This window comes from Vibrio sp. CK2-1 (genome assembly GCF_021726515.1).
Taxonomy (GTDB): Bacteria; Pseudomonadota; Gammaproteobacteria; order Enterobacterales; family Vibrionaceae; genus Vibrio.
On sequence record NZ_JAKKCJ010000001.1, the window covers coordinates 206,842 to 220,946 of the forward strand.

At 43.1% G+C, this 14,105-nt stretch carries 14 protein-coding genes; 6 read left to right on the forward strand and 8 right to left on the reverse strand.

The window, feature by feature from the left end; all coding sequences use genetic code 11:
* Window positions 1-11: 11 nt before the first annotated feature.
* From L3V25_RS00870 to L3V25_RS00885, 4 genes are all read right to left on the reverse strand, one after another.
* A complete protein-coding gene (locus L3V25_RS00870; RefSeq protein ID WP_237293632.1) occupies window positions 12-578 on the reverse strand; it encodes a hypothetical protein in 567 nt (188 codons plus the stop codon).
* A 331-nt stretch (window positions 579-909) separates the two neighbouring features.
* A complete protein-coding gene (locus L3V25_RS00875) occupies window positions 910-2,070 on the reverse strand; it encodes a PLP-dependent aminotransferase family protein (RefSeq protein ID WP_237294318.1) in 1,161 nt (386 codons plus the stop codon).
* Between the two features lie 139 nt (window positions 2,071-2,209).
* A complete protein-coding gene (locus tag L3V25_RS00880; protein ID WP_237293633.1) occupies window positions 2,210-2,656 on the reverse strand; it encodes a DoxX family protein in 447 nt (148 codons plus the stop codon).
* 37 nt (window positions 2,657-2,693) lie between these two features.
* Window positions 2,694-3,473 (reverse strand): class III extradiol ring-cleavage dioxygenase, encoded by a 780-nt coding sequence (locus L3V25_RS00885; RefSeq protein ID WP_237293634.1) that lies wholly within the window; start codon window positions 3,471-3,473, stop codon window positions 2,694-2,696.
* Window positions 3,474-3,608: 135 nt separating this feature from the next.
* On the opposite strand from L3V25_RS00885, the gene L3V25_RS00890 reads away from it, so the two are divergent.
* The 4 genes from L3V25_RS00890 to L3V25_RS00905 all read left to right on the forward strand — a co-directional run bounded on the left by L3V25_RS00890 (window position 3,609) and on the right by L3V25_RS00905 (window position 5,926).
* Window positions 3,609-4,502, forward strand: a complete 894-nt coding sequence (locus L3V25_RS00890) for a LysR family transcriptional regulator (RefSeq protein WP_237293635.1) — start codon at window positions 3,609-3,611, stop codon at window positions 4,500-4,502.
* A gap of 71 nt (window positions 4,503-4,573) precedes the next feature.
* Window positions 4,574-5,059, forward strand: a complete 486-nt coding sequence (soxR, locus tag L3V25_RS00895; protein WP_237293636.1) for a redox-sensitive transcriptional activator SoxR — start codon at window positions 4,574-4,576, stop codon at window positions 5,057-5,059.
* A complete protein-coding gene (locus L3V25_RS00900; protein WP_237293637.1) occupies window positions 5,040-5,450 on the forward strand; it encodes a ribosome recycling factor family protein in 411 nt (136 codons plus the stop codon). The genes soxR and L3V25_RS00900 overlap by 20 nt, the downstream gene beginning before the upstream one ends.
* Window positions 5,447-5,926: a GNAT family N-acetyltransferase gene (locus tag L3V25_RS00905; protein ID WP_237293638.1), complete on the forward strand. Its 480-nt coding sequence runs from the start codon at window positions 5,447-5,449 to the stop codon at window positions 5,924-5,926. The genes L3V25_RS00900 and L3V25_RS00905 overlap by 4 nt, the downstream gene beginning before the upstream one ends.
* Window positions 5,927-5,988: 62 nt before the next feature.
* On the opposite strand, the gene L3V25_RS00910 is transcribed toward L3V25_RS00905, so the two are convergent.
* The gene (locus L3V25_RS00910) at window positions 5,989-7,188 is read right to left on the reverse strand and encodes a DEAD/DEAH box helicase (RefSeq protein WP_237293639.1); all 1,200 of its coding nucleotides are present in this window, start codon (window positions 7,186-7,188) and stop codon (window positions 5,989-5,991) included.
* A 219-nt stretch (window positions 7,189-7,407) separates the two neighbouring features.
* On the opposite strand from L3V25_RS00910, the gene katG reads away from it, so the two are divergent.
* Entirely contained in the window at window positions 7,408-9,594 is a 2,187-nt protein-coding gene (katG, locus tag L3V25_RS00915) for a catalase/peroxidase HPI (protein WP_237293640.1), read from the forward strand.
* Between the two features lie 105 nt (window positions 9,595-9,699).
* Here katG and L3V25_RS00920 read toward each other — a convergent pair whose 3' ends face one another.
* Together L3V25_RS00920 and L3V25_RS00925 are read right to left on the reverse strand one after the other, a co-directional pair.
* The gene (locus L3V25_RS00920) at window positions 9,700-10,497 is read right to left on the reverse strand and encodes a Cof-type HAD-IIB family hydrolase (RefSeq protein ID WP_237293641.1); all 798 of its coding nucleotides are present in this window, start codon (window positions 10,495-10,497) and stop codon (window positions 9,700-9,702) included.
* 41 nt (window positions 10,498-10,538) lie between these two features.
* A complete protein-coding gene (locus L3V25_RS00925; RefSeq protein ID WP_237293642.1) occupies window positions 10,539-11,732 on the reverse strand; it encodes a YcbX family protein in 1,194 nt (397 codons plus the stop codon).
* Window positions 11,733-12,181: 449 nt separating this feature from the next.
* On the opposite strand from L3V25_RS00925, the gene pyrC reads away from it, so the two are divergent.
* The gene (gene pyrC / locus L3V25_RS00930; protein WP_237293643.1) at window positions 12,182-13,210 is read left to right on the forward strand and encodes a dihydroorotase; all 1,029 of its coding nucleotides are present in this window, start codon (window positions 12,182-12,184) and stop codon (window positions 13,208-13,210) included.
* Window positions 13,211-13,356: 146 nt separating this feature from the next.
* On the opposite strand, the gene L3V25_RS00935 is transcribed toward pyrC, so the two are convergent.
* Entirely contained in the window at window positions 13,357-14,082 is a 726-nt protein-coding gene (locus L3V25_RS00935) for an amino acid ABC transporter ATP-binding protein (RefSeq protein ID WP_089124532.1), read from the reverse strand.
* Window positions 14,083-14,105: the final 23 nt, after the last annotated feature.

Sequence of the window (14,105 nt, forward strand, 5' to 3'; positions counted from 1 at the left end):
ATTTTATAAAACTATAAAGCGACAAGAGAAAAGGTAATAGTTTCGGTGTAGTGACCACTACCTGCATTATCAAACGCACCCGGATCTGTTTTTAAAGTAAGCTTGAATTGTTGTTCCCCAGGCTCATAGTCTGAAGTAAACACTCCATTCATATTCGCACCAACGGCATAAGTAAATGATGCATTGCTAACTTGAAGTTCCGGTCCATTCTTAACCTCTGGAGTTAGTGTATAAGGGATCTTATCACCGCCATCACTATTAAATAAACCACCTTGAGCTAAGCTAACATCGATGCTATAACCATCATTTGAATTACATTTCACGGCACCACTAATTGGCTGTGAGCCACCACTTTCGCTAATATTATTTAACTCTAATATTTTATTATGACCCGAACTTAATTCAGCGATTTCACCAAGAGATGTATCATTAGGCCCAGTAGCTAATAAACCAATATTACAAACTAATGGCACCGCATGAGTAAGGGTCACTGACGCGGTTTCATTACCGTCGGCCAATGCATTTGATGACGCTGCAGCTAAGCCGAGCATCGCAACTGTTATTGCTGTTTTTTTCATAATAATTCCTTTTACCGTTCAACGGATGTTTTCATTAAAATTGACGTGACCTTGACAATCACTCATTTAATTTAGTCGAATAAAAAACAATGCAAGTATGAAATAAAAGGGAATGAAAAATTAGATATTAGTTAAATCACTTCACCATTATTTACTGATAGTAATCAGGTGGAAAATTAGATAAAAATAACTTAAGTTCATTAATTATTAATGAACTTAAGTATGAGGTTTTTGTGAATTAATATTGTGGAATAAGGAATAAAAAAAGCCAAGAACCTTACTCAGTTCTTGGCCTTCAATTTGAAGTAATATTGGACTACTGAATCTACGTTTATTTTACATTACATTCCGCTTTAATCACCGACACCAAGCGATCGACCGCCACGATTAGTTCTTCCGTCGTTGCATTGGTAAAGTTCAAGCGAAGTGCTGGGGTCACCTTCTCACCTTGCTTATAAAACACCGAGCTTGGGACTACCGCTACTTTGTTTTTCAACGCCGCTTTGGCCAAAGCAAAATCATCACATTCTGGCAAGGTTAACCAAATAAACATGCCGCCTTCTACCGGATTAAAGTGGCAACCTTGTGGTAATTTGGCAATCAGTTGTTCTGCTAAACATAAGTAACGCTCTTGATAAATGGCACGCAACGTTTCTAAGTGAGCAGGAAAATCTTGATGGTTTAGCAAATCAAGCAACACCGCCTGCATTGGAATGCTTGAATGCAGGTCAGCGCATTGCTTCACTTTTACCAGCGGTGCAATCCATTCAGCGTTACCCGTCACGACGCCCATTCGCATACCTGGCGCGGCAATTTTTGAATAAGAACGCAGAACTAAAGCACTTTCTGGGCAGAAGCTCGACACTAGAGGCAACATCTCTCCCATAAAACGCAGTTCACGATATGGCACATCTTCTACCAGCGTCACATCATATTGTTGGCACAATTGCGCCACTTTTTGACGGACTTCTAGGCTCCACGATACGCCGGTCGGGTTATGAAAATCTGGCACTGCATAAAATAGTTTTGGTGATTGTTCAGCAAAACACGCTTCCAGTTCCACAAGGTTGGGGCCATCTGCTTGTTGTGACACGCTAATCACATTCGCTTGTGCCAAGCCAAACACTTGCAACGCACCTAGGTAGCTTGGCGCTTCCATCACCACTTTGTCATTTGGGTTAACAAACGCACGGGCAATTAAATCCAACGCTTGTTGAGAGCCGGTACAAACTAACGACTCATGATGTTCAGGAAGTTGAAACTGACTACGGAAATAATCAAGCAATGGGCCATAACCGGCGGTTTGACCATATTGGAACAACGCAGGTTTTTGCGGTAATGAAGTTAACGATTCATCCATTAAGGCAATCGGGAAAGTATTCCCATCAGGTAAACCACCAGCCAAAGAAATGACGCCTTCCGCTTGAGCGTCCATTAGAATTTCACGAATATAAGAAGGTTGGATTTGTTGTAATGCTTGAGTAAGTTCCATTTTCCAGCTCAGACTATGATTAGATTGAACCATTGTACGCCTTCTTCGATTATCGACAATATTGTAAACATAAAAAATGCCCAGTTATTACACTGAGCATTCTTCTTTATGTGACAAATCACCACATATTATTCTGTCATTACTGGCCTTTAAACTTGTCAGCGAGTAATTTATCGACCCCGAAACAACCTGATCCCGATACCGCGAGAGATACTGCCATCGCTAATAATGCTAAACCGAACTCGTAGCCACCATTTGCCAAGAACAAGCCATTCGGTAAGTGTACGCTTACTATCGCAACTACCATAGTAAACGCAACCACAACAGCTGCTGGGCGAGTTAGCAAACCAATCAATAAGAATAGACCTCCGAAAAACTCACCAGAGCCGGCTAAGAATGCCATGAGTTCACCTGGGTTTAAGCCTAGTGACGCCATAAATTGACCAGTCCCCGCAAGACCGCCACCACCAAACCAGCCAAATAATTTTTGCGCACCATGCGCCATTAAAATCACACCAACAGGTACACGTAACATTAGTGGAGCTAGGCTTGCTTGAGAGTGTAAAATTCGTTGTAAAACTGACATAAAATATTCCTTAAAAGTAAAATGTGTTAGATAAAACTTACTGCCACAAATAGGATTCCATTGATAAAGCGTGGTGCTGGATCCCGCCTTTAATCACTGAAAACTCATCACTGCTGTTACTCGCGCCTAGCGCCACTAACAATGGTAAATAATGCTCATGGGTTGGATGGGCTCGAAAAAAGTTCGGTTGCAGATTTGGCGCATCAAGTAAGGCTTGCGCACTACGCTCTGTCATTTGCAGGCGAACCCATTGTTCAAACTCCACCACATAATCCGCCGCTTGCTTTGAACCAATCACCACATCACCTAAGTTGTGAGTAATCGAACCCGACCCTATCACTGCGATATCTTGCTCGCGCAGACAACCTAATTGCTTGCCCAAGTGATATATATCGTCACCAGATGCATGCGAATTGATAGAAACTTGAATCACTGGAATATTCGCGTTTGGCACCAAATGCATCAACGGCACCCAGACACCATGATCGAGACCGCGTTGAGCTTGTTGCTGAACCTGAAAGCCCTCTCCTTCAAGTAAACCCTCAATCGTATTAGCCAACTCAGGAGAACCTTGTGCTGGGTATTCCAGTTGATATAACTCCGTTGGAAAGCCGCCAAAATCATGAATAGTTTGCGGCGCTTTATCTGAAGTGACGCCGGTAAAACCATTGGTGAACCAGTGCGCTGAAACGACGACTATCGCTTTCACTTCATCAAATACAGATTGATGTTGTTCAAGTAAATCACGCGCATGGCTTTGCTCAATTGCAAACATCGGAGAGCCGTGGCCAACAAACATCACAGGTGCTAATTTCACTTCCTCTCCTCCATTGCCAATTCAATAAGCTGATGAAATGAAGTTTGCGCCTCTTGCGTTTAATTGACAATACTGCTAATAATGAACACATTGTTCAATATTTTTTTACAGCAAGAATCGCAAGGATCTAGCAACATGGATAAACTTAACTTAATGAATAGCTTCGTTCATGTGGCTGAAAAAGGCTCCTACACCGCTGCCGCACAGCATTTAGGCAAGACCAAAGCTTTAATGAGTACTCATATCACTCAGCTTGAAACGCTCTTAGAGGTTCGGTTGATTCATCGCTCAACTAGAGGATTACAACTGACGGATGCAGGTAGAGCCTATTACGAACAAGCCAAACGGATACTCGATGATATTTCGATGGTAGAAGTGGGCTTGAGAACTGAACAACAGCAGATCGGCGGACGACTACGCATTAGCGCGCCAGCAACTTTTGGCGAATGTGTCCTCATGCCGTTTATTGCTCAATTTATTCAAACCCATCCAGATATTAAGATTGATGTGATACTCAATGATCGCTTTGTCGATCTAGTATCAGAAGGTTACGACTTGGCGATTCGAATCGGTCATCTACCCGACTCCGATCTGATTGCCGTTCCAATTGGCCATATGTCACTCAAAGTCTGTGCATCCAAGGAATTCATTGAACATTTCGGCGAGCCCAAAACACCGCACGATTTATCCAACCTTCCGGCGGTGTATGACAGTAACCATAAAGGCCCCAAGTTAAGACAATGCTATAAAGATGGCGAAACCATTAGCTTTGCTATCCAACATTCGGTTTCAGTAAACAATGCACTCGCCTCGGCTTATCTAGCAGTTCATGCCAATGTTTTTACCATTAGCCCAGACTTTGCGGTCGATCCTTTTATTGAATCAGGACGACTACAAACATTACTGCCCAACTATGATTTTGGTGCCTACCCAGTCAACGCGGTTTATAGCCATCGCAAATACCTACAACAAAAGATCAATGTGTTTAATCAGGCTTTAAAAGCTTATATGACGAAAGAATGTGATTAATCAATTAACAGATTCAATAAACCTTAAGTTAAACTGAGGTTTCCAACAGGGACGAGTTAGCGGAAATAAATATGGATATGAGCGTTGGGCAAGTTGCCAAAAGAGCCGGAATAAGCGTCGCGACCTTGCATTTTTATGAACAAAAAGGGCTAATTTACAGTAGCCGAAATGCAGGAAACCAACGCCGCTACCCAAGGCAGATCCTACGTAGAATTGCGGTAATAAAAGCGGCGCAGAATGTCGGTTTAACACTGCAAGAAATCTCAGAACAGCTCGCTTATCTACCGAAACATAGGGCGCCGAAAAAAGAAGAATGGGAAACGCTTGCTCAACATTGGCAGCAACAACTGGCACAGAAGATCCAAAGCTTACAAGCACTACAAAACCAACTCGGAAGTTGCATTAATTGTGGCTGCTTATCTTTAGACAGCTGTGCGTTATATAATCCTCAAGACAGTAAACCGATTACTCAAGCGGGCGCGAAACTCAGTGTTATTCCCACAAGCAGTATTACCACAAACAACTTAAGCGAACCCGATGGCGAACAAGAAAACTAAGTCCGAACTTCCCTGCATTGCCCTACCTTCGTTGATACATCGCATCGGCGGAGAAAACTGCAAATACGCAAAAGCCATCGCCGCACAACATCAATGTGAGTTAAAACGCATTCGTCGCTCGCGTAATTGGCAAATCACAGGCAACTCAGAGGACTTAACGAATCTATTCACCACACTACAAGCAGAACAGAGCCAAGGATTTGATTATTTAATCAATAAGTTAAATACAGGTTTACTCGATCTCAAGGATAAGCCGGAATCAAAAGCAGAGCAATTAGCCTCACTGATCAAGCAACAACCGGATATCACATTAAGTGAACTCATGGCTGACACCAACTGCACCATGGCTGAGGCTAGAGTGGCAAGGTTTAATTCGCAGGATTTTGAATGATTACAATACGCCCCTATCAACCTGAAGATGCTCAAATTCTCTGGCAATTGTTCTTCAATACCGTCAGACAAATCAACGTGCGAGATTACACTCAAGCACAAGTTGAGGCGTGGGCTGAAGATAAATCTGACCTTACGGATTGGATTGAAAAAATGAAGGGCAACCAACCTTTTGTGGCAACCTTGAATGACAAAATAGTTGGATACGCCGACTTACAAGGTGATGGTTATATCAACCACTTCTTTTGCCATCATCAATACCAAGGCTGTGGCGTAGGAAAGGCTTTAATGCTGCACATTCATGAGCAAGCCAAACAGCGGAATTTAGCGCGATTACATGCTGATGTGAGTATGACTGCTAAGCCGTTTTTTGAGCATGCTGGATTTATCGTTAAGGAAAAACAAAGCGTCTCATTGCGAGGCCAGCAATTTACTAACTATCGAATGGAAAAGTGCCTAGCTCCTTTGTGCTCATAAAAAACGCTTCACTCTTTTGCTAAGTGAAGCGTCTTATATCTTGGCGTTTTGTCTATCCGTTTCTATCTATCGTTTTGCTGTTCGCGCTTATGCTTAGGCACATAATTTAAAATAGAAATCGGTACTTCTTTGTTTGGCGTAAAGCCTTCTACCGTTTGACGCTTAATCAAATGACCCAAGCGGCTTTCAATCATACATAGGTTTTTAAAGTCATCACGCGAGACTAATGATACCGCCTCACCTTTTGAACCTGCACGGCCAGTACGACCGATTCGGTGTACATATTCATCGGCAGGGAACGGCATATCGTAGTTAATCACACACGGTAGATCGTCAATATCAATACCACGTGCCGCGACGCCAGTTGCCACTAAATACTTCACTTTGCCTTGCTTAAACTCATCTAACACACGAGCACGAGATGCTTGATTGCGACCACTGTGGATCGCCTCTGCTGCAATGCCGCGTTTTTCTAGTTGAGAAACCAATTTCGCCGCGCCATGTTTTGTGCCAATAAAGATCAACACTTGAGACCAGTCTCGCTCCGTCAATAAATGGCTCAATAAGGCTGACTTTTTATCTTTATCAACCGTAATTAAGTACTGGTTGATTGAGTCTTTCGAGGCTTGATGTTTGGCGATCACGATTTCTTCAGGATCGCTAATTGCGGTGCGGGCTAACTCTCGAACTGGGTTAGACAAGGTTGCCGAGAATAATAGGTTCTGAATGTTTTCCGGTAGGCGCGCTAAGATCTTATTAATGTCTTCAATAAAGCCCATGTCTAACATGCGGTCGGCTTCATCTAATACCAACATTTCAACTTCATCAAAATGCACGGAATGCTGGCCGTATAAATCAATCAAACGGCCTGGAGTAGCAACTAGAATATCGACCCCATCGATTAACGCTTGTTTCTGCGGAGCGTAGTCAACGCCACCGTACATGGCTAACGAGGTTAAATTAAGATGTTTGCCATAAGCTTGAATATTTTCATTCACCTGAATAGCAAGTTCTCGAGTAGGTACTAGAATTAAGGCTCGGATACGCTTTTTACGCTGAGTTTGACCACCGCTTAAGCGCTGCAATATTGGCAAGACAAAACTGGCGGTTTTACCAGTGCCGGTTTGCGCTGCGGCGATTAAGTTTTTTCCATCAAGAATGATAGGAATTGCTTTGCGTTGAATTTCAGTTGGTTTTTCATAACCTTGCTCAGCAACCGCTTGCAGGATAGAAGGGCTTAGTTCTAGCGTTGAAAATGACATTCAGTTTCTCAAAATGTGAAGTAGATGACCTATTGTAGCAACTTATACCAATATCAATAATCAATATCACAAATAAAAATTCGCTTTCAATTTAACCTTTATATCAGTAAGGAAATACCTATTAATAATATCGGTAATACCGATTAGTCAATTTATATGATTTGACGTAACTTTTTGGTTAACGAAACGTTATATTATAAATCCACAGGGAGACATAACATGTCCAGTGAATCAAAATGTCCTTTCCACAACAGTGGAAACACAGCTGCAACAGGTACTCAAAACAAAGATTGGTGGCCAAACCAACTTGACCTTTCTGTCCTTCATCAACAAGGACAAAAATCTGATCCAATGGATCCGGATTTTGACTACGAAAAAGAATTCCTAAGCCTTGACCTTAAAGCGGTTAAGAAAGATCTGCATGATTTAATGACCGATTCTCAAGATTGGTGGCCAGCAGATTTCGGCCATTACGGTCCTCTATTTATTCGTATGGCATGGCACAGTGCGGGTACTTACCGCGTACAAGATGGTCGCGGTGGCGGCGGTACAGGTCAACAACGTTTCGCGCCACTGAACAGCTGGCCAGATAACGTTAACCTAGATAAAGCACGCCGCTTAATTTGGCCTATCAAACAAAAATACGGCAAAAAAATCTCGTGGGCTGATTTATTCATCCTAACTGGTAACGTGGCTCTAGAGTCTATGGGCTTCAAAACCTTTGGCTTTGCTGGCGGTCGTAAAGATGTTTGGGAACCAGAGCAAGATGTTTACTGGGGTAAAGAAACCGAATGGCTAACCGATGACCAACGTTACTCTGGTGACCGTGAGTTAGATGATCCTCTAGCGGCAGTACAAATGGGCTTAATCTACGTAAACCCAGAAGGTCCAGGTGGCAAGCCCGATCCAGTACTTGCGGCAAAAGATATTCGCGATACCTTTGCTCGTATGGCAATGGATGATGAAGAAACCGTTGCGTTAATTGCCGGTGGTCACACATTCGGTAAAACGCACGGTGCAGGTGATGCAGCTAATGTAGGTGCCGATCCAGAAGCCGCTGATATTGAAGCGCAAGGTTTCGGTTGGCATAACAAATTTGGTTCTGGTGTTGCTGGCGATGCGATTGGTTCTGGTCTTGAAGTGACTTGGACGCAAACGCCAACAAAATGGAGCTACTACTTCTTAGAAAACCTATTCAACTATGAGTGGGATTTAGTGAAGAGCCCAGCAGGTGCTTGGCAGTGGGTTGCAAAAACTGATGATGAAAATGTGCCAGATGCATTTGAAGCAGGTAAGAAGCATAAACCAACCATGCTTACGACTGACTTATCATTACGTTTTGATCCTGAGTATGAAAAAATCTCACGTCGCTTCCTGAAAAATCCTCTTGAGTTCCAAGAAGCATTTGCTCGCGCTTGGTTCAAGTTGACTCACCGTGACATGGGGCCAAAAGCTCGCTACTTAGGCCCAGAAGTACCGGCTGAAGATTTAATTTGGCAAGATCCAATTTCAGAAGTGAAACATCCTCTGATTGATAAAGCTGACCAAGCTGAATTGAAGAAAAACATTCTTGATTCTGGCCTATCTGTATCTGAGCTTGCCTCAACCGCATGGGCTGCCGCTTCAACCTTCCGCGGCTCTGACATGCGTGGTGGTGTAAATGGTGCACGTATCCGTCTTGCTCCACAAAAAGACTGGGAAGCAAACCAACCACAACAAACGGCGAAAGTGATTGCAGCACTAGAAGCAATCCAAGCAGAGTTCAACCAAGCACAATCTGGTGGCAAAGAAGTTTCTATCGCAGACTTAATTGTACTAGCAGGTAACGTAGCCGTTGAGCAAGCAGCTAAAAATGCAGGCTTCGATGTTGAAGTACCATTTACTGCTGGCCGAGCTGATGCCACTCAAGAGCAAACGGAAGTGGATTCTTTTGAATACCTAAACCCAATTGCTGATGGTTTCCGCAACTACAACAGCGGTAAGACAAAAGCGCCAGCTGAGTTCTTATTAGTAGATAAAGCGCAGCTACTAACGCTAACGGCACCAGAAATGACAGTACTTGTTGGTGGTCTACGCATGCTAGGCACTAACCACGACCAAACTGACTACGGTGTGTTCACAGATAAGAAAGAAACATTAAGCAATGACTTCTTTGTTAATCTGCTAGATATGAGCACGGAATGGAAAGCCGTTGGCGATGATAAGAAAGTCTACCAAGGCACAGACCGTAAGACTGGCGAAACCAAATGGCAAGCCACTCGCGCAGACCTAGTGTTCGGTTCAAACTCTCAACTTCGCGCCGTTGCTGAAGTGTACGCATCAAGCGATGCCAAAGAGAAGTTTGTGAAAGACTTTGTGAAGACGTGGACTAAAGTGATGGAACTGGATCGTTTTGATCTTAAATAATCTGCTTTAAGCTAATAAGCACAAGTAACGTAACTTAAGTATAAATCCCCAATTCATTTAAAATGAGTTGGGGATTTTTTTATGCTTAAACAGATTTAATCGTCGTTAACTAACCAAACCTTCAATCACCTGCAACACCCCTGCCTCTCTATTACTTGGGGCACTAAAACGAGCATGTTTCTTTACGCCTTCATGGGCATTTTCAACCGCGTATGAGTGGTAGCTTTGCTGTAGCATCTCAACATCATTGAAGTAGTCACCAAAACTCATGGTTTGTTCATAACTAAAGCCAAGAGTGTTTTGCAAATGCTGAATAGCTGCACCTTTTGATGCTTTGGCATTCATCACATCTAGCCAAATTTTACCGCTAACGACCACCTGATGGGTTTCACCAAAATGATTATCGATAGTTGGAAATACTAATTCTTCCGTGCCATCAAAATGACAAAGCGCGACTTTGATAAAATCATCGTCCACCGTTAATACATCTTCTACCGATTCACGGCGGTGGTAATATTTGGCGAACTCTTTTAAAGCTTGTGGATCTTGCGTTTCAGTATAAGCCGAACGTTTACCACATAGCACTAGGTGCGCGCCGTCAATGCTTCGGGCTGCTTGCACGATGGCTTCAATTTCAGATCGCTCGATAGTGCAGCTATAAAGCTCTTGCCCTTTATGCATCACTAAGGTGCCGTTTTCAGCAATAAAAAACATGCGATCTTTTAATGGGGCAAAGGTTTCCGCTAGGCTGTAATACTGACGACCAGAAGCGGCGGCAAACATAATTCCGTTGGCTTCTAGCTTTTCGTAAATTTCATAAAACTTAGGATCTAGCTGGCTATTTTCATCTAGCAAGGTGCCATCCATATCGGAGGCGATAAACTTAATATCGGGTTGGGTCATAAAACTACTCACTTTCATATAAAACAGTAGAAAACGAGCAATTAACTCACCAATTCAACGTCAGATTTAGGTACACAGCAGCACGCTAATACTTTGCCTTCGTCAATTTCACCGGGAAATAATGCTGGCATGTCAGGTTGATCGACCTTGCCAGATTCCAATGTCATTTTGCAGCTACCACAAAAACCCGAACGACAACTATTGGCAACCGGAACTCCGGCTTTTTCAGCTTGCTCGAGCAAGGTAGATTGGTTATCCCCTTCAAATAAGTTGCCATCAATACTAATGGTCACTTTTTTCACTGGTTCGACTTCAACCGCATCTTGGCTGGTATCGGCATAGAATTCTTTTTGTTTGGTTTCCAATACTTCAACCACATCACCGCCGCGGATCATGCCTTCATTTTTCGCCACTACATTCTGGCCAAAGAAAATACCGCCGGTTTCATCAGCGCGGAATTTAGATAAAGTATTAAGCGGCTCGTTCTTTTCACTACGCATTGCAGTTTTTGGGTTCACGGTCGTCAACACGCAACGCATGCAAGGTTTAACGATTTCAAACTCGACTTCGCCAATTCGGATGCGTTTCCAGCCATCTTCAGCAAATGCTTCGGTATCAGAAACCACAATGTTAGGGCGAAATTGCGCCATTGAATGTTGCACTGAGCCACGTTCATTTAATTCATCAAGAGAAGCCTGGCTGATCAGCAGTAATGGATAACCATCGGCAAAGCTAACATTGGTTTGAATTTTTTCACGCTGGCGGTTGGATTGTTCACCAGTAAACAGTAGTTGAACTGGTTTACCAATAATAAAGCTAAACCACTGATTGGCTTTTTCGTGAGTACTATAAGAAGGAAAAGTGTCTGACCAAACAGTGCATTCTACTTCTGCCATATCGAATTCATCAAAACGTAGCACTAGTGGCTCTTTCGCTTCTGGGTAAGTAAGTACCAACCCACGCGGATGCAAGGCTGCTTTTACTCGCACCATTTGATGATGTTCGCGTGCCGTCACCATGCGGCCAGTCGAATCGGCCACCATAAAGCGACGATCAAAACTTAGACCTTGTTTTTCAACCCATGCCGAGGACAACTCAACACCGGTAATAGACTTAACTGGGTAAACATTAATCGCATCTAATCTGGCATCTTGCATTGGCTCTAATCCTAAGGTGGCTTCTATTTTGGCGAGTTTTTTCTCTAATTCAGACTTCCCGCGCTCCGACTGATTCATCACTCTTCCTTTTTAAATCTTTTACCTATATACCCAAGTCACTTCAAGATACAGAATTCAGAGCAGTCATCCAAACCTTTAGGCAAGGAAGATTGGCGAAGGAATGTCAGTACCTTTCAAGTCAATCTGACGCTGTATAAAGGTTTAGATGAAGCTCCCGAAGGGCAAGTTAAAACAAGCTTTATGCTGCGTTAAATTGAACAGAGATAGAATAACTATGATCATATTCAATTTGTCTTGCCTAAAGCTTGTTTTATTCTTGCTGAAACTCGCACCTTGAAATTACTTGGGTATATCTACTTGTCTAAAGAATATCAGAATTAACCTTACCTCGATAAGTTATAAATAAACAAAATAGGATGAAAAAAAGTAGGCTTTACTCTATCATTGCGCACCACACGAAAGCGTTTGCTTTTTTAAATTGCAACTGATTGATGAGGTGGGAAACCATGACAACTTTGACCATTACACGCCCGGATGATTGGCACGTTCACTTACGCGATGGTGACGCGTTAGCCAATACCGTGAAAGATATTAGCCGCTACAATGGTCGTGCGTTAATCATGCCAAACACCGTTCCACCTGTAACTAACCTACAAATGGCGATTGATTATCGCGAACGCATCATGGCGCATAACCACAGCGACACATTTGAGCCGTTAATGGCGCTGTATCTCACCGACAACACCACTGCTGAAGATATCCGTGAAGCTCACGCCTCTGGCAAAGTTGTTGCTTGTAAGCTCTACCCTGCTGGCGCGACCACTAACTCAGATTCTGGCGTAACCGATGCCAAGAAAATCTACCCAGTATTAGAAGCGATGGCAGAAGTTGGCATGCTACTGCTGATTCACGGTGAAGTGACGACTCACGATGTTGATATCTTCGACCGTGAAAAAACCTTTTTAGAAACCGTGCTTGCACCAATCGTTAATGACTTCCCGCATCTTAAAATAGTGTTAGAGCACATCACGACTCGTGAAGCGGTTGAGTTTGTTAACAAAGCCGGTGATAACGTTGCGGCAACTATCACTGCTCACCATTTATTATTTAACCGTAACCACATGTTAGTGGGTGGCATTCGTCCTCACTTCTATTGTTTACCAATCTTAAAGCGTGGTAGCCATCAGCAAGCTTTGGTTGAAGCGGCGACCTCTGGTTCGAAAAAGTTCTTCTTAGGTACTGACTCAGCACCACACGCACAAGGCAAAAAAGAAACCGCTTGTGGTTGTGCTGGCTCTTACACGGCTCACGCTGCGGTTGAATTATATGCTGAAGTATTTGATAAAGAAGGCAAGCTAGAAAACTTGGAAGCATTTGCTAGCCACAATGGCCCAGATTTTTACGGCATTGCTCGTAATAGCGATAGCATCACACTTGAAAAATCAGCTTGGGATGTGCCGGCAACCATGCCGTTTGGTGAAGATGTAGTCGTGCCAATTCGCGCAAGTGAGCAAATCGAATGGCAAGTTAAGTAACGTTATATCCAGACAAATTGAAATGACCCTTTATAGTTAAACAACCAACATTGAGGGTCAGTTCAATTGTTCAACTACTCAGGGTCTATTTATTATCAATGGTGTTATTTAATCGATAACCTTTGCATTTAAAGTAACATCAGTAATTAAAGCAACATCGACAAGAACTGCTGCAGTCTTGGATGCTCTGGATTATCGAAAAAGTCATCCGGGCTAGCATCAACCAATAACTCACCATCTTGCATAAACAACACTCGGTCAGCCACTTCACGTGCAAAGCCCATTTCGTGAGTCACGACTACCATCGTCATCCCTTCATTGGCTAAGCTTTTCATTACTTCTAATACTTCCCCTACCATTTCAGGATCAAGCGCAGAAGTTGGCTCATCAAACAGCATAATATGAGGATTCATCGCTAATGCCCGAGCAATCGCCACACGTTGTTGTTGCCCACCAGATAAATGGTTCGGATAATTAGTCATACGCTCAGCAAGACCAACTTTAGCCATTAACTCTTTAGCATCCGCTTCAACATCTTTACGTTTGCGCTTTGATACCACCATCGGCGCTAGCATGACGTTTTCAAGCGCTGTCTTATGTGGAAACAAGTTAAAGCTCTGAAATACCATGCCGACATTTTCACGTAAGGTATTAATATTGGTTGAACGTGCGTACATATCGACACCATCAATCACTATCGAGCCATCACTAATCGTCTCAAGCTGATTAATAGCACGTAAAAATGTCGATTTTCCTGAACCCGATGGCCCAACAATCACTACGACTTCGCCACGCTTTACTGTTGCGGAAACATTTTTTAATGCATGACATCCATTTGGGTACACTTTGTTGATCTTTTCAGCCACGATCATCGGCTCGCCCTGCGCTGTTGTTG

What these genes read in the sequence shown, in the direction of transcription:
- L3V25_RS00870 (WP_237293632.1), bottom strand. Translation starts at nt 578, where the DNA reads ATGAAAAAAACAGCAATAACAGTTGCGATGCTCGGCTTAGCTGCAGCG.
- L3V25_RS00890 (WP_237293635.1), top strand. Translation starts at nt 3,609, where the DNA reads ATGGATAAACTTAACTTAATGAATAGCTTCGTTCATGTGGCTGAAAAA.
- katG (WP_237293640.1), top strand. Translation starts at nt 7,408, where the DNA reads ATGTCCAGTGAATCAAAATGTCCTTTCCACAACAGTGGAAACACAGCT.
- L3V25_RS00900 (WP_237293637.1), top strand. Translation starts at nt 5,040, where the DNA reads ATGGCGAACAAGAAAACTAAGTCCGAACTTCCCTGCATTGCCCTACCT.
- soxR (WP_237293636.1), top strand. Translation starts at nt 4,574, where the DNA reads ATGGATATGAGCGTTGGGCAAGTTGCCAAAAGAGCCGGAATAAGCGTC.
- L3V25_RS00920 (WP_237293641.1), bottom strand. Translation starts at nt 10,497, where the DNA reads ATGACCCAACCCGATATTAAGTTTATCGCCTCCGATATGGATGGCACC.
- L3V25_RS00905 (WP_237293638.1), top strand. Translation starts at nt 5,447, where the DNA reads ATGATTACAATACGCCCCTATCAACCTGAAGATGCTCAAATTCTCTGG.
- L3V25_RS00875 (WP_237294318.1), bottom strand. Translation starts at nt 2,070, where the DNA reads ATGGAACTTACTCAAGCATTACAACAAATCCAACCTTCTTATATTCGT.
- L3V25_RS00935 (WP_089124532.1), bottom strand. Translation starts at nt 14,082, where the DNA reads ATGATCGTGGCTGAAAAGATCAACAAAGTGTACCCAAATGGATGTCAT.
- pyrC (WP_237293643.1), top strand. Translation starts at nt 12,182, where the DNA reads ATGACAACTTTGACCATTACACGCCCGGATGATTGGCACGTTCACTTA.
- L3V25_RS00925 (WP_237293642.1), bottom strand. Translation starts at nt 11,732, where the DNA reads ATGAATCAGTCGGAGCGCGGGAAGTCTGAATTAGAGAAAAAACTCGCC.
- L3V25_RS00910 (WP_237293639.1), bottom strand. Translation starts at nt 7,188, where the DNA reads ATGTCATTTTCAACGCTAGAACTAAGCCCTTCTATCCTGCAAGCGGTT.
- L3V25_RS00880 (WP_237293633.1), bottom strand. Translation starts at nt 2,656, where the DNA reads ATGTCAGTTTTACAACGAATTTTACACTCTCAAGCAAGCCTAGCTCCA.